This is a genomic window from Ruminococcus flavefaciens ATCC 19208, assembly GCF_000518765.1.
Lineage (GTDB): Bacteria > Bacillota > Clostridia > Oscillospirales > Ruminococcaceae > Ruminococcus > Ruminococcus flavefaciens.
Genome location: NZ_JAEF01000006.1, coordinates 356498 through 376539, shown reverse-complemented (window position 1 = coordinate 376539; position 20042 = coordinate 356498). Strand labels below are relative to the sequence as shown.

At 41.0% G+C, this 20042-nt stretch carries 17 protein-coding genes; 14 read left to right on the top strand and 3 right to left on the bottom strand.

All coding sequences use genetic code 11. From position 1 onward, the window contains the following. Positions 1–104 precede the first annotated feature (104 nt). A complete protein-coding gene (locus L870_RS0101640; RefSeq protein ID WP_028516636.1) occupies positions 105–893 on the top strand; it encodes an HAD family hydrolase in 789 nt (262 codons plus the stop codon). 190 nt (positions 894–1083) lie between these two features. Beyond that, positions 1084–2301 (top strand): 6-phosphofructokinase, encoded by a 1218-nt coding sequence (locus L870_RS0101635; RefSeq protein WP_028516635.1) that lies wholly within the window; start codon positions 1084–1086, stop codon positions 2299–2301. 88 nt (positions 2302–2389) lie between these two features. On the opposite strand, the gene L870_RS16300 is transcribed toward L870_RS0101635, so the two are convergent. Then, entirely contained in the window at positions 2390–5272 is a 2883-nt protein-coding gene (locus L870_RS16300; RefSeq protein WP_037270738.1) for a glycoside hydrolase family 9 protein, read from the bottom strand. Between the two features lie 78 nt (positions 5273–5350). Further along, on the bottom strand, positions 5351–5653 hold the full coding sequence (locus L870_RS0101625) for a YerC/YecD family TrpR-related protein (RefSeq protein ID WP_019678660.1): 303 nt from the start codon (positions 5651–5653) through the stop codon (positions 5351–5353). Between the two features lie 443 nt (positions 5654–6096). Here L870_RS0101625 and lon point away from each other — a divergent pair, with 443 nt between their 5' ends. Genes lon through lysA form a run of 3 tightly spaced genes read left to right on the top strand, consistent with a single transcriptional unit; the run spans position 6097 to position 10393 of the window. Continuing rightward, positions 6097–8439 carry an endopeptidase La gene (lon, locus tag L870_RS0101620; protein ID WP_028516634.1) on the top strand — a complete coding sequence of 781 codons (2343 nt, stop codon included), beginning with the start codon at positions 6097–6099 and terminating at the stop codon, positions 8437–8439. 28 nt (positions 8440–8467) lie between these two features. After that, complete coding sequence (yihA, locus tag L870_RS0101615; RefSeq protein WP_028516633.1) at positions 8468–9070, top strand: ribosome biogenesis GTP-binding protein YihA/YsxC; 603 nt, start codon at positions 8468–8470, stop codon at positions 9068–9070. A 24-nt stretch (positions 9071–9094) separates the two neighbouring features. After that, complete coding sequence (gene lysA / locus L870_RS0101610) at positions 9095–10393, top strand: diaminopimelate decarboxylase (protein WP_028516632.1); 1299 nt, start codon at positions 9095–9097, stop codon at positions 10391–10393. Positions 10394–10419: 26 nt separating this feature from the next. Here the strand turns inward: lysA and mnmL are convergent, their stop codons facing one another. Beyond that, on the bottom strand, positions 10420–11364 hold the full coding sequence (gene mnmL, locus L870_RS0101605) for a tRNA modification radical SAM protein MnmL/YtqA (RefSeq protein ID WP_028516631.1): 945 nt from the start codon (positions 11362–11364) through the stop codon (positions 10420–10422). Positions 11365–11521: 157 nt separating this feature from the next. Here mnmL and L870_RS0101600 point away from each other — a divergent pair, with 157 nt between their 5' ends. From L870_RS0101600 to L870_RS0101560, 9 genes are all read left to right on the top strand, one after another. Continuing rightward, on the top strand, positions 11522–12031 hold the full coding sequence (locus L870_RS0101600; protein ID WP_028516630.1) for a shikimate kinase: 510 nt from the start codon (positions 11522–11524) through the stop codon (positions 12029–12031). A gap of 193 nt (positions 12032–12224) precedes the next feature. Beyond that, the gene (locus L870_RS0101595; protein WP_028516629.1) at positions 12225–12962 is read left to right on the top strand and encodes a nucleotide-binding protein; all 738 of its coding nucleotides are present in this window, start codon (positions 12225–12227) and stop codon (positions 12960–12962) included. 40 nt (positions 12963–13002) lie between these two features. After that, positions 13003–13404, top strand: coding sequence for a methylglyoxal synthase (locus tag L870_RS0101590; RefSeq protein WP_009984662.1), 402 nt, complete (start codon positions 13003–13005; stop codon positions 13402–13404). A gap of 66 nt (positions 13405–13470) precedes the next feature. After that, on the top strand, positions 13471–14805 hold the full coding sequence (hisS, locus tag L870_RS0101585) for a histidine--tRNA ligase (RefSeq protein WP_028516628.1): 1335 nt from the start codon (positions 13471–13473) through the stop codon (positions 14803–14805). Position 14806: 1 nt separating this feature from the next. Then, the gene (aspS, locus tag L870_RS0101580) at positions 14807–16585 is read left to right on the top strand and encodes an aspartate--tRNA ligase (RefSeq protein WP_028516627.1); all 1779 of its coding nucleotides are present in this window, start codon (positions 14807–14809) and stop codon (positions 16583–16585) included. Beyond that, the gene (locus L870_RS0101575) at positions 16578–17036 is read left to right on the top strand and encodes an NUDIX domain-containing protein (protein ID WP_028516626.1); all 459 of its coding nucleotides are present in this window, start codon (positions 16578–16580) and stop codon (positions 17034–17036) included. The genes aspS and L870_RS0101575 overlap by 8 nt, the downstream gene beginning before the upstream one ends. 221 nt (positions 17037–17257) lie before the next feature. Then, positions 17258–17566 (top strand): hypothetical protein, encoded by a 309-nt coding sequence (locus L870_RS0101570; protein WP_028516625.1) that lies wholly within the window; start codon positions 17258–17260, stop codon positions 17564–17566. Between the two features lie 32 nt (positions 17567–17598). Beyond that, positions 17599–19572 carry a V-type ATP synthase subunit I gene (locus L870_RS0101565; protein ID WP_028516624.1) on the top strand — a complete coding sequence of 658 codons (1974 nt, stop codon included), beginning with the start codon at positions 17599–17601 and terminating at the stop codon, positions 19570–19572. Beyond that, complete coding sequence (locus L870_RS0101560) at positions 19565–20038, top strand: V-type ATP synthase subunit K (protein WP_028516623.1); 474 nt, start codon at positions 19565–19567, stop codon at positions 20036–20038. The genes L870_RS0101565 and L870_RS0101560 overlap by 8 nt, the downstream gene beginning before the upstream one ends. The last annotated feature ends 4 nt before the right edge of the window (positions 20039–20042 follow it).

Below are 20042 nucleotides of genomic sequence, written 5' to 3'. Positions count from 1 at the left end.
CATCTGAAACTTGTTTAATCAAGACTTGACAGCGTTTTTTTAAGGGATTATAATATTATGTGTATTAAATTAATTGAAGGATATAAAATTCAAGGAGTGTTTTAATGAGTTCAATAATTTTTTTCGATATCGACGGTACTCTTGTTACAGAAGACGAGAGAGCGATAATTCCCGATAGTACCAGAGAGGCTATAAGAAAAACAAGAGAGAAGGGAAATCTGACTTTTATAAATTCTGGCAGAACGGCATTCAATATCAGTCCGAGAGTTAAGGAACTGGGCTTTGACGGGTATATATGCGGCTGCGGTACATATATTGAGTATAATAATGAAGTTATTCTTTCACGCACTATAGAAAAGCAAAAGTGCAGAGAAATAGCAAAGCTTATGCGCGAATGTAATGTTACTCCTGTTTATGAATATTCCGAAGGATACTTTTTCGACGATAAAGCTCCTATGACCGATGGTTTAAAATACTTTATGGAAGTTTTCGTAGATTCGGGAATTGATGTAAGCGGAAGGATAGAGGATAAGGATTTTGGATTCGACAAGTTTGTTATCTGGGAAAATCCTGAAAGTAATATGAAAAAATTCAGAACTGAAATAGGCAAAGAATTTTCTATAATCGACAGAGGCGGCGGATTCTATGAAAATGTACCTCTGGGATTTTCAAAAGCAACAGGTATAAAGCATATACTTGAAAAATTGAGCATTCCGATGGAAAAAGCATATGCGATAGGAGACAGCATGAATGATCTTCCCATGCTTGAGGCTGTCCCGAACAGTATAGCAATGGGCGGAGCAGAGGTAATATACCCATATGTTTCATACATAACTACACCTATTGAAGAGAACGGTATAGAAAACGCACTTGATCATTTCGGACTTATTTGAATTCAATATGTCATTATATTAGGCGTTTATTGCTATTCTGGTCAAATATTGCGATTTTTTGATAGCTTTTTTTGGATTTAATTTGAATTGAAAAGTATAGTGTGCTATGTTATAATATTATTAAAGCCTTATGGCTAATATTATGAGAGGGTATGACTGAGTTCGGGATATACTCAGTCGAAAAAGTATTATGAATATAGCAGTTGCACAGTCAGGAGGTCCTACTTGCGCTATAAATGCTTCATTAGCAGGTGTTTACAGTGCAGCACAGCGTACCGATAAGATCGACAAGGTTTTCGGAGTCTTTAATGGTATTGAGGGTATCATTAATGAAGAAATGGTTGATCTGTCAGAAAAGATCACAAGTGATGTAAGTTATCAGCTGTTACTCAGGACTCCGTCAGCTGTACTTGGTTCATGCAGAAAAAAACTTCCTGCTCACACTGAAAAAAGTGACATATATGAACGTATAACAGAAGTTCTGCGAAGGTATGATATAGGTATGTTTTTTTATATCGGCGGAAACGATTCTATGGATACTGTTGCAAAGTATTCCGCATACCTGGGAGATATGGGGATAAACGATATAAAAATAATAGGTATCCCCAAAACCATTGATAACGATCTTTGCGAAACTGATCATTCTCCGGGATTTGGTTCAGCAGCAAAATATGTTGCTGCAACTGTTCAGGAGATCACAAGAGACAGTAATGTTTACAGTATCCCTTCAGTTACAATTATTGAAACAATGGGACGACATGCAGGCTGGCTTGCTGCTGCATCATGCTGTATAAGAGCGAACGGAGAGGCTGCACCGCATCTGATATATCTTCCTGAGACTACATTCAGTATTGAAGGCTTTCTTTCAGATGTAAAGGCAGAGATGAAAAAATATCGGGCTGTTATAGTTGTGGTATCGGAAGGCGTTAAAACTGCTGAAGGAAAGTTTGCTGCTGAAGAGTATCAGTCGGGACAGAAAGACGTATTCGGTCATAGCTATCTTTCGGGAATTGGTAAATTTCTCGAAAAGCTCGTTGCTGCTGAAATAGGCTGTAAAGTACGTTCAATAGAGCTGAATGTAATGCAGAGATGTAGTTCTCATATAGCTTCACTTGAAGATATAAGGTCGTCAGAGGCAATAGGAATGGCAGCAGTTAAAGCTGGACTTGATGGACAAACAGGCTGTATGATGACTTTCATCAGAGAGTCAAATATGCCTTACAGCTACAGTATTGGTTCGGTCGAAGCATCAAAGGCTGCTAATTCGGAAAAATTTTTCCCACGTGAATGGATAAACGAAAAGGGTAATAATGTTTTACCTCCTGCATACGACTATCTTATGCCTCTTATCCAGGGTGAACTCAACGCAATCATGAAAAACGGAATGCCTTTGAATTTTGTAATATAATATCAATAGAAGAAACCTCCCTGTGTAATTCATAGGGAGGTTTTTGATCAGCATAAGAAAAGCGGCTCAATTGAGCCGCTTTTTACTATTAAAGTGATTTTACCTTACCAAGCAGGAATTCCTGAATTCTAAGTGCATCGTTTGAAGTAACGCCCTTGCTTGATGTATCAACATCAGCGTTCTTTTCGCCCTGTTCTGTGATATGATTCTTATCTGAACCCTTTAATCCGTACTTGTCAGGGTTTGCAAGTGACTGCATGATAAGAACGATATCAGACATATCTACCTGACCGTCGCAGTTTGCATCGCCTGCTGCTATAGTCTTGTCAGTAGATGAAATAGGCTTAGTTGTTGTAGTTGTAGTAGAACCGCCTGTTTTATTTGTTGTAGTAGTTGAAGCTGTCGGAGCTACAGTCTCAGCAGTTGTGCCATCAGGCTCTACGCCCCAGATAAGCTTGTCATCAGCATAAAGTGTGACCTTATCTGTAATAGCTGAAGCAGCGTTATCGTCTTCAAAGCTTACGAGATCATCGTAGCTGTAGTCGTTTGAAGAATCCCACTCAGGGTAGATGTTTGTTTCGGGATCCATCTTTGTAGTAAGTGCGAACTGATATACACGGCTTCCGTAGAACTTGCAATCCTTCCATGTTACATCAACGTAGTATGTACCATTATCATCGTATTTAACAGGATCTGAAAGAACAGCGTGTGACTTGTTGTTGGTATATCCTGCTTCCTGATCGTAGTCAATACGAGGAACAATATAATCGATGCCGTAGCCTGCATCAAGGAGCTCCTTGATGTTGAAGTAATATCTTGCCTTAACATCGCATTCAAATCTTGGAGGATTTGTTGTTCTGTTGTGAAGAACGAGCTTGAGCTGGATGCCGTCCTCCTTTTCCTGTGCCTTACCGCCTGATACGAAATATCCTACAGGAAGCGGATTGCCGTCTTCATCTACCTGATCATAGCCTATGGCGTTTTCTGACATATTGAAATCTTCAATAATGTGGTTTTCTTTTTCGTATTCCTTACCCTTAGCACCATAGTAGTGGTAAAGACCTGCAAGATCGCCGCAGAAACCTGCGTTATAGTCATCGGTAACTTCGTTGTAGATATAATCCTTTGTCTCATCAACGTGAACATCTTTGAGGTCAGGACCGCCAACGAGAGCACCCCAAAGGGTATGTACCTGAACTATCGGATCATCCATGCTCTGTGTAGCTGAACAGTGTGATGAACGGTGATGCGGATGTGAAGCAAAGTTGTATTCGTAACCTACTTCATAAGAGTAACCCATCGGGTTCTTTCCGAGGATATATTCCATCTGAGCCTTAGCCCATGGGAGGAATGTTTCATCGCCTGTAGTCTTAGCGTATACACAAGCACAGAGACCGGCAGCTGTATTATAACGAGCTGAACCGTATCCTGAAACAACTGCCCAACCATTAGGAGATTTAGCGATGAAGTCGCCGCTTGTCTCACTATCCGGAAGATCAGGGATCTGGTCATATGTCATCGGCATATTCCAGAGATAATCGTCTCTGCCGAAATACTTATGACCGTGTACAGGTTCATAGCCCCAAGCAGAGCAATCAGTTGTCTTAGAACAGCCTGACCAGAACTCAAGATTGTAACGGAAAATGTACCAGTCACGTGCAGTATTTGTAATAGGAGCAAGCTTTGCGAAAACTCCGCCCCAAACAGTATCCCAGCAGTGAACCCAGATATTCTGCCAACAGTTACCTGTATCAGTAATGATACGCTTCATATAGCCTGTGTAAGCATAAGAAGGCTGCTGACCTGTCTGAGCCTCTGCATCAAATGAACCACTATCGGAAATTGGCTTAGAATCATCAACTGCAATTATGTCATCTATATAATCATAGTTTTCGGTACAGTAGTAGAGCCATACAGCAGCCCATGAGAGTTCATCATAGTCATAGCTTGATGTATAGAAGCCGCCATCGTAGCCAAGGCTTGAGTTGCTTGGAACCATACCGGGCTCCCATTCCTCAATGTGTGTCTTTACAGCAAAATCGTAAAGAGCCTTAGCGTACTTGAGGCATTCCTCAGCGTATTCAGGATCAGTGTCCTTGAAGTTGAGGTAGTTTATTGCGAGAGAAGCTGAAGCACCTGCGCACTGGTCAGAAGCAGGCATTTCTTCTGTAGCAAAATAAGCAGGACGCTTAACAGCACACGATGATGAAGCAACCATTGTGTTGTCCATCTGAAGCTCAGGAGGACACCAGTAGTTATGGTCGTTATTACCCTCTCCGACCTGATAACAGTATGCAACTACGTTTCCGTCATCGTCCATAAATGTTGCTTTCATGAAGTAATCGTTGATCCAGCGAAGCTCATCTTCAACGTGCTTCTGAAGTCCAAGATCCTCATATGAATCACGGAATTCATAATAGCCCCAGCCAACAGTAGAGGCAGAGTAGCTTCCAGGGAGACCGAACTTTACATGGTCACCGGCATCGTGCCAGCCGCCTGTAAGATCAAGAGTGCCGTTTCCGTCGGGATCGAGATACTTCTTGTTCTTTTCGATGAATGACTCACTCATATTCACGCCGACATAAAGATCCGGATCATCGTCACCGAGATTTGGCTTTGTTTTACCGTCATCGCCTGCGCCAAGTCCCTGATCTGTCTTGAGCTGATCATCAGTTTTGCCCTTGCCGACTGTAGGCATAGGGCTCATTGGCTGAAGCGGGATTTCTGCGTCGATAACGTGACAGTTTGAACGCCATGAGTAGTAACCGTCATCAGCTACCTCATCACCGCACTTGTTGGCGTCGTAGAAGCACAGCGCAAGCTGTAAAGCCTCTGCGAAATTGTGATAATTGTTTTCTTTGCCTTCAGTGATAACTGCGGCATTTGCGCTTGTGATGACACCGCTTGTTAAAATAGTAGCGGCAGCAGACAAGCAGGCTAATGATTTTTTGAATATCTTCGCCTTTTTCATGTCAAATCTTCCTTTCGAGAGTAATTATTTCATGGGATTTTTCCCGTGCCTCGGAGAAAAAGCCATTATAACCTCATATTATTTGAGCAGATTTTTCTTTTTAAGTCTGTCAAAAACTATATTATAGCCATCGTTTCCGTCTTTCAATGAACGGTTTACTCTGCTGATTGTAGCTGTACTTGCACCTGTTTCGGTCACGATACTGTTATAAACCCTGTGTTCGTCAAGGAGCTTAGCAACGTGAAGACGCTGAGCAAATGCTTTAAGTTCGATACTTGTGCAGAGATCATCAAAAAATTTGTAACAGTCATCTACCGAGTCAAGTGTCAGAATAGCTTCAAAGAGCAGATCCATGCTTTCTGATTTTATTTTATCGATCATATTAATTCTCCAATCTGCCAAAAGGCGTGTCAAACGATTTCCTACTTTACATTTTAACACATTATCCCGTAAAAGTAAAGACCTTTTCGGCATAAAAATGCTTTTATATTAAATAAGAAACTACACCTTTGTGTATATCATATCACATTCTCAACAAAAAGTAAAGAATATTTCTATAAGTTCGCAAATTTTGGGTAAAACTCCAAAATTCCGCAAATATTCATATGCAAAGTTAATACTCCTGAATTAAATAAAAGCTTAAATTATGATATATGATTATTTTTTAATTACACCATGTAGAATTTAGATTATTCATTTGGCATATGTATTTTTCCAAAGTCAAACAAGGGGTTGAATTTTTTATGATTTTATAGTATAATATTAAAGAACGATATTTTCGTTTTTGCGGATAAATATGATACCTACAGAAATGCGGTGATTTTATGGAACAAACCATTAAAAGCGATAAAAATATAGAAGAAGCGAATATTCTTTATACAGTTGCAATGAGAGGTCTTGTTGCTTTCCCGAAAATGGTAATGCATTTTGATGTTTCACGCAGTAAATCGGTAGCTGCTGTGGAACGTTCTCTTAAAGAAGGAGGCAAGCTGTTTCTTGTAACACAGCATGAGGCATATGTTGAGAATCCAAAAGCCTCTGATCTTTACAAAGTCGGAGTCGTTGCCGAAGTAAAACAGGTTTTGAAGCTTCCGGATAACATTATGAAAGTCCTTGTAGAAGGCGTATACAAGGCAAATCTTGTAAGGCTCATCGACGACGGAGAAGTCCTTAAAGCTGAGGTAAAGCGTACTCCGACATATTCAAGGGCAAAGCTTGATGAAGTTGAAGCAGAAGCTCTCATGCGTTCTGTCAAGGACGTTTTTGAACGTTACGCTTCATTTTTTCCGAGAATGCCAAAGGAACTGCTCACCTCTATCGTTACACAGGATTCACCTGTAAAGCTTTTTGAGACAGTTACTTTCAACTGTAACCTCAATTATCGTGACAAGCAGACTCTTCTCGAGGAAACCAATGTTATAAACAAGCTTTCGGTTCTTTTTGCCTGCCTTACTTCGGAGGTAGAGATATTAGAGCTTGAAAACCTTATAAACGAGCAGACTAAAAACAGTATCGACAAAGGACAGCGAGAGTTTTACCTGCGCGAGCAGCTTCGTATAATACAGGAACAGCTTGGAGAAGACGAAGGCGAAGAAGCCTTCGGCTATATCAATGACATAATGGATCTGAAAATAGACGAAAAGAGCAAGGAAAAGCTTCTTAAAGAAGCTGACAAGCTTACAAAACTCCCTCCTTCGTCTCAGGAAGCCTTCGTTATCAAGAATTATCTTGATACTGTTCTTGATCTGCCGTGGGGCAAATACACCAAAGCCAAGCTTTCTATGGAAAAGGCAGAAGCAGTCCTTGAGAAGGATCACTATGGATTAAAAAAGGTCAAGGAACGTATTCTTGAATTCCTTGCAGTTCATATGCTAAATCCCGAGATAAAGGGACAGATAATCTGTCTTGCCGGCCCTCCAGGTATAGGTAAGACATCTATTGCAAAGTCTATTGCAAAGGCTATGGGAAGAAAGTATGCACGAGTTTCACTGGGCGGCGTTCGTGACGAAGCTGATATAAGAGGTCACAGAAAGACCTATGTGGGAGCTATGCCCGGACGTATCATAACTGCAATTTCTCAGGCAGGTTCTGCAAATCCGCTTATTCTGTTTGACGAGATAGACAAGCTTTGCAGTGATATCAAGGGTGATCCTTCATCAGCAATGCTCGAAGTGCTTGATGCTGAGCAAAACAATGCTTTCAGAGATCATTTCATAGAAGTGCCTTTTGATCTGAGCAAAGCAGTATTTATTACAACAGCAAATAACGTAGGTGCTATACCAGCTCCGCTTCTCGACAGAATGGAAGTTATCGAGCTCCCGAGCTATACAGCTGAAGAAAAATTCCATATTGCAAAGGAACATCTTATACCGAAGCAGCTCAAGGAACAGGGATTAAAGTCGACTCAGCTCAGGATAAGCGATGATGCTATAAATGAACTTATCCAGTACTATACCAAAGAAGCAGGAGTACGCTCTCTTGAAAGAAGCATTGCTTCACTTTGCAGAAAAACTGCCAAGAAGATTGCTTCAGGAGAAGCTAAACGAGTAAACATAAAAGCCAAAGATATAAATGAATATCTCGGTATACGCAAGTACCTTGGCGACCTCTCATCTAAGGAAGATCAGGTCGGCGTTGTAAACGGTCTTGCATGGACATCAGTCGGCGGTGTACTCATGCCTATTGAAGTTCTAATGATGACAGGAACAGGCAAAATAGAAGTTACAGGCTCACTTGGAGAAGTCATGAAAGAAAGCTCGAAGATAGCAGTAAGCTATGTTCGCAGTATTGCTGATAAATACGGTATCAACCCTAATTTCTATAAAGAATACGACATTCATATCCATGCTCCCGAAGGAGCTGTTCCAAAGGACGGTCCTTCCGCAGGCGTTACCATGACAACTGCGCTTGTTTCTGCACTTTCTGGAACTAAGGTAAGATCAGATGTTGCTATGACAGGTGAAGTTACACTTCACGGAAAAGTTCTTCCTATAGGCGGACTCCGTGAAAAGACTATGGCTGCATATAAATCAGGCATAAAGACAGTTATCATACCTGTAGCCAATAAGCCTGATCTTGAAGAAGTAGACAAGGTTGTAAAGGACGCTATTGAATTTGTATACGCAGAAGATCTCAAAGATGTTCTTGATACAGCACTTATAAAATAAATTCAGATAAGGAGGAAACGCCGTGAAGCTGAATTACAACAAAGCGGAGTTTACCGCCGCATATGGAAAGTTCTCTCAGATCCCTGCACCTGAGAGGATAGAGATAGCATTTGCAGGACATTCAAATGTGGGAAAATCAACACTCATAAATAAGCTTTTCAACAGGAAAAATCTTGCGAGAGTAAGCTCTGTTCCGGGAAAAACTGCAACTATAAATTTTTACGGTCTAGAAAATATCTATTTCGTTGATCTTCCGGGATACGGCTATGCAAAGGTCGCAAAGTCTGAAAAAGAACGCTGGTCAGGGCTTATTGAAGGATATCTCAGTTCAGACAGAGACATAAGGCTTGTATTCATGCTGGTGGATATGCGCCACGCCCCGACTAAAGACGATGTTCAGATGATAAATTACCTTATAGACACGGAAATGCCGTTCGTTCTTGTGCTTACAAAGGCTGATAAGCTAAACAAGACAGAACGTGCCCAAAGGCTTGAAGCGTTCAAGTCAGAAATACCGTGCTTTGAAGATATCCATGTTATACCTTTTTCTTCTCAGACATTTGAGGGAGTTGAAGAACTCAGGCAGATCGTTGAGGATATCGCAGATGACAATGACGTCACTGACGAATAAATTATACCCGAAAGGATGTTAAAAATGTTTGTATCCGAAAATCTCGATGTCAACAATGCAGGTCATCTTACGATCGGCGGAGTTGATACAGTGGAGCTCGCCAAGGAATATGGTACTCCGCTCTATGTTATGGACGAGCAGATGATAAGAAAAACTCTTCGCCGCTTCCATGACAGTATGAAAAAATACTACGACGGCAGAGGAGAAGTTCACTATGCCAGCAAGGCTTTCTCGTGTATGGAAATGTGCAGAGTCGTTGCAAGCGAAGGCGACGGTCTTGATGCAGTTTCGATAGGCGAGCTATATACAGCTTATAAGGCAGGCTTCCCTATGGATAAAGTCGGCTTCCACGGCAACAACAAGACCGACGAAGAACTGCGTTTTGCATTAAAAGTCGGCGTTGGACATATCATAGTCGATAATATAAGCGAGCTTCACAGACTTGAAGCTATTTCAGCAGAAATGAAAATAAAGCCTGATATTATGTTCCGTATCAAACCCGGTATAGACGCTCATACTCATGACTTTGTAAAAACAGGTCAGATCGACAGCAAATTCGGCTTTGCACTTGAAACAGGAGAAGCCTTTGAAGCTGTCAAAGAGGCTATAAACTGCAAAAACGTAAATTTAAGCGGACTTCACTGCCACATAGGTTCACAGATCTTTGATATAGCTCCTTTTGAAGAAGCTGCAAAGGTAATGCTCGGATTTATTGCGAAAATAAAGAATGAACTCGGTTTCGAGGTCAAAGGACTCAACCTCGGCGGCGGTTTTGGTATAAAATATCTTGATGAACACGATCCCGCTCCGTTTGAGGTATATCTTGAAAGAGTTTCCGGCGTTGTAAGATCAGAATGTGAAAAACTCAGAATAAACCCACCTTTTATGTACATAGAGCCCGGTCGTTCTATAGCAGCTCCCGCAGGCATAACACTTTATACAGTCGGTGCACGCAAGGAGATACCTAACATAAGAACTTATATCTCTGTAGACGGCGGAATGGCTGACAGTCCGAGATATATCCTTTACGGTTCTGAATATGAAGCTATTGTCGCAAACAAAGCAAATGAAGAACGCAGCGAGAAGGTAACGATCGCAGGCAAATGCTGTGAAAGCGGTGATCTTATCGGTAAGAATATGCCTCTTCAGCACGCAGAATCAGGCGACATTATCGCCGTATGTGCAACAGGTGCATATAATTATTCAATGTCATCAAACTATAACAGACTTCAGAAACCTGCTGTAGTATTTGTGAACGGAGGCAAGTCGAGAGTCGTTGTCAAGAGAGAAACACTTGACGATATAATCAGAAACGATATATAAAACGAAAAGGCAGGGATATCCCTGCCTTATTTTTCTATATAATGTTTACCCTGCCACGTGTCAAGTTCGGCAAGCTTCTTATCTATGCCGCCAAGAACAGCGATCTTATCAGCACTCCACATAGGTGCGACAAGTTTTGATTTGTCACCATCGCCTGTAATTCTTTCTATTACAGTTTGAGGTGGTAATACTTCAAGCTGCTTTACGATTATATCAATATATTCATCTCGCTCTAAAAGCTTGAATTCGTGATCATGATACATTTTTTCAAGCTGTGTGCCTTTTATTACATGAAGCATTTGCAGCTTTACTGCATCAGGCTTCATTTTTGCAACTTCAAAAGCTGTATCAAGCATCATTTCCGTATTTTCAAAAGGCAGCCCATTAATAATATGCAGACACACTCTTATTCCTTTGCTCTTGAGGTTGTAATAGCTTTTCAGGAATTCATTGTGTGTGCAGCAGCGATTTATAAGTTTCAGAGTTCCCTCGTGACAGCTCTGCATTCCAAGCTCAACCGTAAGAGAAGTTATTCCATTTATCTCACTGAGAAGTTCAACTACTTCATCAGACAAACAGTCTGCCCTTGTTCCTATAGATAAACCGCATACATTATGGAAATCAACGGCTGAATAAAAGTATTCTCTAAGAACCTTACACGGTGCGTATGTGTTTGTGTTGGACTGAAAATATGCGATGAATTCTGCATCTCTTCCGTATTTTTCCGAAATGCGCTCATATTCTCTTTCAAGCTGTTCTTCAATGGTCAGACCACCGTGAACAAAATATCCGCTTCCGCCGTCACAGAATATACAGCCTCCGATACCTTTTGTACCGTCTATATTGGGACAGGTCAGACCACAGTCAATAACAGCTTTGTATATTTTCTTTCCGAATTTGCTTTTATTATAATAATTCAGCGTATAGTAACGCTTATTATCACAAGAATATATAAAAGGACTTTTGTTCATTTTACGCCTCCTTGTGTAAATATGTTACCATATCACATGTTTTTTGTCAATATTTAGTATATAAAAAATAAATATCGCAATATATGGGCTGATTATCTATTGACATTTTGCACAAAGTGAGTTAAAATGTAAGTGTAATATTTTTTTAGAGGATCATATGAAAAAGAAGAATATTGTATTAATAGGTATGCCTGGAGTTGGCAAAAGCACAGTCGGAGTTATTCTTGCAAAACTTTTGGGCTGTAAATTTATCGACACTGACCTGATAATACAGGAACAGGAAAAGAAACTGCTTAAAGACATCATTGCTGAAAATGGCGTTGACGGTTTTATCGAAACCGAAAACCGTATTATCAGCAAGCTTGATGTAAACAATTCGGTGATCGCTACAGGCGGCAGCGTTGTATACGGCAAAGATGCTATGAAAAATCTTGCGCGTAATAGCGTGATTGTTTATCTGAAGCTTGATTACAATAAGCTCAGATATCGCCTTGGCAACATAAAAAACAGGGGAGTAGTTATTCGCCGCGGTCAGTCTCTGAGCGGACTATACAAAGAAAGAGTTCCGCTTTATGAAAAATATGCAGATATCACCATTGATGAAAATGGCTGCAACGTAGAGAAAACGGTAAGTAAGATAATGTCTGAAATACATGATCATTTGTAAGAAATAGACAATTATAAACCTATAAAAGCACTGAATTGCACAATTTTACGTTTCAATTCAAAAAGTTCTTTGACATTTAGCTAATTATGTGTTACAATGTATAGTAGGATTATTATTATTAATAATTATCAGAATTCGGTGCCGTTTATGCAGCAAAACTGCTTTGGCTTGCGGATATCGGAAAGGAATCGAAATGTCTAAAATTATTGCTATTACCTCAGGAAAAGGCGGAACAGGTAAATCCACAGTTTGTGCAGGACTTGGTTATACTCTCGCTAAACAAGGACACAGAACTCTTATAATTGAGCTTGATTTTGGTCTCAGATGTCTTGACATTATTTTCGGTGTTGAAGATAATATCAAGTATGATCTCGGCGATGTCCTCAGCGGAAAAAAGACTGCTCTTGAAGCAGTTGCTCAGATCCCTATGGCTTCAAACCTCAATATTCTGTGTGCTCCAAAAACACTTACTTCCGTAAGCGCAGAGCAGATAGTAGAGATATGCCGTTCCGTAAAGAAGTATTTTGAGTACATCATTATCGACACAGGTGCCGGAATCAATTCTCATGTATTTGATATTGTTGAACAGGCAAATCTTATACTTGTCATTTCTACTCCTGATCCTGTCTGCATCAGAGACGCAAGCCTTATGTCAGACGAGTTCTATAACAGAGGAAATAAGAGTCAGAGACTCATCATCAATAAAATCAGTAAACGTATCATCGGCAGTGAGCTTATCTCAAACCTTGATGAGATAATAGATAAGGTCGGTGTTCAGCTCATCGGTGTTATTCCTGATGATTTCAAGATGACAGTTGCTACAGGTAAGGGCAATCCTATCCCTACTGACAGTGAGGCACTCAAAGCCTTTGACGCTATTTCAAAGCGACTCGGCGGAGAGTTTGTACCGCTTACAGTCAAGACTGTATAAAAATGATGATTAATCCGCTAAGCGGGGAAAGGAACGATATATGAAGATCGCAATTATAGCACATGATGCTAAAAAAGAGCTGATGGTGCAATTCTGCAGCGCATACTGCGGCATTCTGTCAAAACATACTCTTATAGCTACAAATACAACAGGAAAACAGGTAAGTGAAGCTACAGGGCTTCCCATTAAAAGATATCTTAGCGGACAGGGTGGTGCTGAACAGATACTGGCACTTCTTTCATGTAATGAAGTCGATGTTCTTCTGTTCTTCAGAGACCCAATAAATCCAAAGGCAGCAGATGTTCACGGAATGAATCTTCTCAGACTCTGTGACGTTCACAACGTGCCTGTTGCAACAAATATCGCTACCGCAGAAGCGTTGATTCTTGCCCTTGAAAGAGGCGATCTGGATTGGCGTGAGGTTGGTAATCCGAGCATCTAAATGTTCAATTGTCCCTTCTAAAGGGACAATTTTCATGTAAAAACATACAGGAAAGGCTTGAAATATATGGCTATGAATATAAAACGTCCAAACGGAACAGAAGATGTTCTCCCTAAGGATGTTCACAAATGGAATACAGTCGAAAAGATCGCACGTGAAACTGCTGAAAGCTTTGGTTTCTCCGAAATACGAATCCCTACTTTCGAGAATACTGATCTTTTCCTTCGTTCTGTAGGCGAAACGACCGATGTTGTTCAGAAGGAAATGTATACCGTAAAGGCTAAGGAGACCGAGTTTACTCTCAGACCCGAGGGAACAGCAGGTACTATCCGTGCAATGCTCCAGAATGGACTTCTTAACGAAGCGCTGCCACAGAAAGTGTTCTATATGCTCTCATGCTTTAGACATGAGCGCCCACAGGCAGGCAGACTTCGTGAGTTCCACCAGTTCGGACTGGAAATGGCAGGAAGTGCAGCTCCTACAGCAGATGCAGAAGTCATTTCACTTGCAAAGACACTTCTCACCAGACTTGGTCTTAAAAATATCGAACTGTATATCAATTCTATCGGCTGTCCTTCTTGCCGTACTAAGTACCATGAAGCACTCAAAGCTTATTTTGAGCCTCACAAGGAAGAACTTTGCGATACCTGCAAGGAAAGACTTGTAAAAAATCCTATGAGACTCCTTGACTGCAAGAGCCCAATATGTCAGGAAATCGCTAAGGATGCTCCACTCATTACAGATTACCTCTGCGAGGAATGTGACGAGCATTTCAAGAAGCTTCAGGCATATCTTACAAATCTTGGTATCGAATATAAAGTAAATCCGAAGATCGTAAGAGGTCTTGATTATTATACAAAGACTGTTTTTGAATTCGTTACTACAGAAATCGGCGCACAGGGAACTGTTTGCGGCGGTGGAAGATATGACGGACTTATCGAACAGCTTGGCGGTCAGCATATACCTGCACTTGGCTTTGCAATGGGAATTGAAAGACTTCTTCTTGTTATGGATAAGCAGGGCTGTGATTACCTCACACCTAAGAAGTGCGATATTTACTTCGCTACTATGGGCGATGCTGCTCTTGAAAAGGCAATGGAGCTTGTAAAGGATCTCCGTGAATTCGGTTACTGTGCTGAATATGACCTTATGGGCAGAGGCATCAAGGCTCAGATGAAGTACGCAAACAAGATAGGTGCAGCTTATACAGTTGTTCTCGGAGACAATGAGCTTGCAGAAGGAAAGGCAAGACTCAAGGAAATGGAGTCAGGTAACGAGACTGAGATACTTCTTAATGATAAATTCACAACAAATTTTGAGAATGAATACTTCAATAAAGTTCTCGACATTATGGACGACGAGAACGGCTCAATGTTCGCATTCACAGGGGAGGATAAATAAAATGGCAGACAGTATGAAAGGTTTAAAGCGCACACATTACTGCGGCGAAGTTACCGAAGCAGGAAAAGAGGTCGTAGTAGGCGGCTTTGTTGACAGAATTAGAGATAAAGGCGGCGTTATATTCATTGTATTAAGAGACAGAACGGGCGTTGTTCAGCTCCTTTTCAATGACGAGACCGACCGTGAGATATTTGATAAGGCAGCTTCATGCAAGAGTGAATACGTTCTTATGGCCAAGGGCGAAGTTCGTGAGCGTGAAAGCAAGAATGACAAGCTGAAAACAGGTAATGTTGAGATATTTGTAAATGATCTCAGAGTACTTGCAAAGGCTCAGACTCCGCCTTTTGAGATCGTAAACGAAACAAAAGTAAATGACGAGCTTCGTCTTAAATATCGTTATCTCGACCTCAGACGTGCACCGCTTCAGGAGAACATTATCAAGCGTCATGAGATAGCCAAGGTTACTCGTGAATACTTCTATGAAAATGGTTTCCTTGAAATAGAGACTCCTATGATGATGAAGTCCACACCTGAGGGAGCGAGAGACTATCTTATCCCGTCAAGAGTACATCAGGGCAAGTTCTATGCACTTCCACAGTCTCCACAGATATACAAGCAGCTTCTTATGGTTTCGGGTTATGACAGATATATACAGCTTGCTCGTTGCTTCCGTGATGAGGATCTTCGTGCCGATCGTCAGCCTGAGTTCACACAGATAGACCTTGAGATGTCTTTTGTTGACGCCGAGGACATTCAGGAATGTGTTGAAGGCTTTATCCAGCGCGTATTCAAGGAAGTTATGGGTGTTGACGTTCCTACTCCACTTCCAAGACTTACATTTGCAGATGCTATGAACCGTTACGGTTCGGATAAGCCTGATACACGTTTCGGATTTGAGATTCAAGATATCACTGAAACTGTAAAGGATATAGATTTCGTTGTATTCAAGGGAGCTATCGAAGACGGCGGCACTGTACGTGCTATCAACGTAAAGAACGGAGCAGCAACATATACTCGTAAGGAAATAGACAAGCTTGTTGAGCACGCAAAGGGTATAGGTGCAAAGGGACTTGCTTATATACGCTGGGCAGACGAGCCTAACTGTTCATTCAAGAAATTCCTTAAAGAAGGTGAGCTTGAAAAGATATGTGCAGCTGTAGATGCACATGAGGGAGATCTTGTTCTTATTTGCGCTGATAAGACAAAAACTGTTCTTTCAACTCTTGGAGCTATCAGACTTATCTGCGGCAAGAAGCTCGATGTTATTCCTGATGATGTTTACAACTTCCTCTGGATAACAGAAATGCCTTTCTTCGAGTATGATGATGAAAACAATACATGGGTAGCAGCACATCACCCATTTACAATGCCTATGGAAGAATGCCTCGGCTATCTTGACACTGATCCTGCTAATGTTCGTGCAAAGGCGTGGGATCTGGTCCTCAACGGTACTGAGCTTTCAAGCGGTTCTATGCGTATAACTGATTTTGAGCTTCAGCAGAGAATGTTCGAGGCACTTGGCATGACAGATGAAGAGATACAGGCTAAATTCGGATTCCTTGTTGATGCTTATCGCTACGGCGCACCACCTCACGGTGGAATGGGTATCGGTCTTGACAGACTTGCTATGATAATGTGCAAGGCTGAAAGTCTCCGTGATGTAACTGCATTCCCGAAGGTACAGAATGCAAGCGAGCTCATGTCTGAATGTCCATCAGCTGTTGATGACGAAAGTCTTGAAGTTCTCGGAATAAGTGTAGTGAAAAAAGAAGATGAGTAATCGTTTTTACGCGGTATGCGGTATTCTCGATATTGAAGGCAAAATACTTTTTGTAAGGCATACATACGGACCTGCAAAGGAGCGTATACTTATTCCCGGAGGCTATGTCAAGGCAGGAGAGCTTCCATCTGATGCGGTAAAGCGTGAATTCTTTGAAGAAACAGGTGTTAACGCAGAGGCAGAGTCTGTTTTTGCTGTTCAGTTCAGAGCCGAGCAATGGATAATCGTTTTCCGTCTGAAGTATATATCGGGAGAACCCGTTTCTGACGGTTATGAAAACAGTGAAGTATTGCTTCTGACACCTGAGGAAGCTGTTATGAGAAATGATATTACCAATATGAGTCGTGCAATACTGAATGCATATATCAAGGATCGTGAAAACACGCTTGAAAAAGGAGATTATAAGTCGATTTCCTTAAAATCAGGCGAGTATGAGATATTTGGTGTATAAAAAATAATTTAAAATTGAAAAATTTTTATTGACATTTTTATCTGTTTGAGGTATAATATTTATTGTCAATGGATTATTTGCAAGGGAGCTGTCTGTAGGGAAAGCTCCCTTTCTGTTTATTTTTCAGAACTTATTAACATTTTATCTATTGACTGCCGATATCAAATATGATATACTAAGAGAAATAAATGACCAACAGTCATTTTAAAGGGGGCGTTTAAATGGCATCAGAAGCTGTAAAAAAGATACTTGAAGCAGAGGCATTATCAGATAAGAAAAATGCTGAGGCTCGGAGACAGCGCGATGAAATAATCAGCTCTGCTTCCGGCAGTTCTTCACTTGCTATCCAGAAAAAGATCGCAGAAGCTACTTCAGAGGCTGTAAAGATCAGAGAAGGATACAGCGAAAAGCTTAAAGAATATGAGAAAAATGCTAAAAGCGAATGTATAAAAAAAACCAACGTTATAAAACAGCTTGCTGAGAAAAATATGGATTCAGCTGTCAGCGAGATAATCAGCAGATATTTCTGAGTTATATTCTCAAAAGGAGAGTGATGTAAAATATGGCGAAGCTCAAAATGAAAAAGATCGAGCTTATTGCTATGCTTACAGACAGTAAAAAGATCATCGAGCTTCTTCAGCGACGAGGAGTTGTTGAAATATCAAGGAATGAAGATGAAGAGCTTGAAAACACAAATGTTACGGCAGTTGTAGGTGAGTTCGATAAATTCCGGAATACTGCCTCTCAGGCGCTTGAAATCATTGATAATTACGCTCCTGAAAAAGCAAGCATAACCGATATGTTCAGCGGTAAGACCGAGGTCGAAAAGCACGAATTTGGTCGAGAAGCCATGCAAATGGAAAGGGTCATGGGCGCAGCAAATGAGATAATCAAAAATCAGCGTTTCATAACCGATTCAGCAAACTCAATATCACAGCTTGATATAAAATGTGATATGCTTCAACGATGGCTGCCTCTTGATGTTCCGCTCAATTTTAAGGGAACTGCTACGACTTCGGCATACATCGGTACACTGCCTTATCAGATTACAGCAGAGTCATTGGAAGAACAGCTTCCAGATAATTGCAGTGTTGAAGTCGTAAGCGGCTCTAAGGAACAGACAAATCTTTTTATACTATGTAGTAAAAGCTCATATGAGGAAGCAGGAGATGTGCTGAGAAAGCTTGCATTTGTTTCTGCTTCCGAGCCTGAAAGTCATACTCCAAAGGAAATGATATCCATGTATGAGCAAGAGATATCAGAGCTTGAAAAAGGCACGGATAAAGCTAAGGAGAACATATCAAAGCTTGCTGAAAATCGTAAGCAATTAAGATTTGTCATCGACTATCTACAGATGCGAAAAGAAAAATATGATGCTCTCAGCGGTCTCGGATTTACAGAAAGTACATTTGTGCTTACAGGATATATACCCGAAAAATACTGTGAACAGCTTCGTAAAGAGATAGAATCGAAATACACAGCTTCAATAACATTCACAGACCCGTCAGATGATGAAGATGTTCCTGTATTGCTTGAAAACAGTCGTTTTTCATCGCCTGTTGAGGGAATTACAAAAATGTATGCTCTTCCGGGAAAAGGCGACGTAGATCCTACACCTGTAATGTCGTTTTTCTATTATCTCTTCTTCGGAATGATGCTTTCAGATGCAGGATACGGACTTTTGATGCTCATTGGAACTACAATAGCATTGAAAAAATTCAAGCTTGAAACAAGTATGAGAAAAACTCTTACTATGTTCCGCAACTGTGGTATATCAACTATTTTCTGGGGATCTCTTTTCGGTAGCTGGTTCGGAGATATTGCACAGGTCGTTGCAAGAAACTTCTTTGATAAAGAGATAGGCAGTATTGCTTTATGGTTTGAACCTCTTACCGATCCTGTAAAGCTGCTGTTGGTGTCATTCGGTCTGGGAATACTTCATCTGCTGCTTGGTGTTGCCGTTTCATTCAAGATGACATGGGATACAGGCAAAAAACTTGATGCGGTATTTGACGCGCTGCCTATATATCTTATAGTTCTTGGAGTTGCTCCTATAGGTGCAGGAATGTTTATTACCGTTCCGTCTGCACTTACCAATGCAGGACTGTATATGCTTATAGCAGGTGTAATTTTTCTTGTTCTTACAGCAGGAAGAACATCAAAATCAATATTTGGCAAGTTCTTCGGCGGGCTGTATGCACTTTACAATACTGCTACAGGCTATCTCGGTGATATTCTTTCATATTCGAGACTTCTCGCTCTCGGACTTGCAACAGGAAGTATCGCAAGCGTTATAAACCTTATAGGTACTATGCCTGAAAACAAGGTATTCAAGCTCATACTTCTTGTTATAGTCTTTATTATCGGTCATACTGCAAATCTGGCTATAAATCTGCTTGGTGCGTATGTTCATACTGACAGATTGCAGTTCGTTGAGCTTTTCAGTAAATTCTACACAGGCGGCGGCAGAGAATTCACACCGCTTACTGTAAATACTAAGTATATAAAATTCAAGGAGGAAAATACAAATGACTAACGGATTAGTTTTAGCTTTAATCGGAGCTGCTCTTGCAGCACTTCTCGCAGGCATCGGATCTGCAAAGGGCGTAAGCCTTGTAGGTGAGGCTGCATCAGGTGTCGTATCAGTTGACCCTTCCAAATTCAGCAAGGTGCTTCTTCTTGAGCTCCTTCCGGGTACACAGGGACTTTACGGACTTATCGCAGCAATGTTCATTCTTATCAAAACCAATGTTTTAAGCGGTAATGCAGCAGACCTTACAGTTCAGCAGGGGCTTGCCTTCCTTGCAGCTTCTCTCCCAATTGCAGTTGTAGGTCTTATATCAGGTATCATGCAGGGAAGAACTGCTGCAGCAGGTGTAAGCATCACTGCTAAGAAGCCTGATCACAACGGTAAAGCTATCATTATGGCTGCAATGGTAGAAACATATGCTATCCTTGCTCTTCTTATTTCAGTTCTTATGATACTTAACATAGCTGTATAATGGA

Coding starts and splice junctions, on each gene's coding strand:
- L870_RS0101640 (WP_028516636.1), top strand. CDS start 105: ATGAGTTCAATAATTTTTTTCGATATCGACGGTACTCTTGTTACAGAA.
- L870_RS0101635 (WP_028516635.1), top strand. CDS start 1,084: ATGAATATAGCAGTTGCACAGTCAGGAGGTCCTACTTGCGCTATAAAT.
- L870_RS16300 (WP_037270738.1), bottom strand. CDS start 5,272: ATGAAAAAGGCGAAGATATTCAAAAAATCATTAGCCTGCTTGTCTGCT.
- L870_RS0101625 (WP_019678660.1), bottom strand. CDS start 5,653: ATGATCGATAAAATAAAATCAGAAAGCATGGATCTGCTCTTTGAAGCT.
- lon (WP_028516634.1), top strand. CDS start 6,097: ATGGAACAAACCATTAAAAGCGATAAAAATATAGAAGAAGCGAATATT.
- lysA (WP_028516632.1), top strand. CDS start 9,095: ATGTTTGTATCCGAAAATCTCGATGTCAACAATGCAGGTCATCTTACG.
- mnmL (WP_028516631.1), bottom strand. CDS start 11,364: ATGAACAAAAGTCCTTTTATATATTCTTGTGATAATAAGCGTTACTAT.
- L870_RS0101600 (WP_028516630.1), top strand. CDS start 11,522: ATGAAAAAGAAGAATATTGTATTAATAGGTATGCCTGGAGTTGGCAAA.
- L870_RS0101595 (WP_028516629.1), top strand. CDS start 12,225: ATGTCTAAAATTATTGCTATTACCTCAGGAAAAGGCGGAACAGGTAAA.
- L870_RS0101590 (WP_009984662.1), top strand. CDS start 13,003: ATGAAGATCGCAATTATAGCACATGATGCTAAAAAAGAGCTGATGGTG.
- hisS (WP_028516628.1), top strand. CDS start 13,471: ATGGCTATGAATATAAAACGTCCAAACGGAACAGAAGATGTTCTCCCT.
- aspS (WP_028516627.1), top strand. CDS start 14,807: ATGGCAGACAGTATGAAAGGTTTAAAGCGCACACATTACTGCGGCGAA.
- L870_RS0101575 (WP_028516626.1), top strand. CDS start 16,578: ATGAGTAATCGTTTTTACGCGGTATGCGGTATTCTCGATATTGAAGGC.
- L870_RS0101570 (WP_028516625.1), top strand. CDS start 17,258: ATGGCATCAGAAGCTGTAAAAAAGATACTTGAAGCAGAGGCATTATCA.
- L870_RS0101565 (WP_028516624.1), top strand. CDS start 17,599: ATGGCGAAGCTCAAAATGAAAAAGATCGAGCTTATTGCTATGCTTACA.
- L870_RS0101560 (WP_028516623.1), top strand. CDS start 19,565: ATGACTAACGGATTAGTTTTAGCTTTAATCGGAGCTGCTCTTGCAGCA.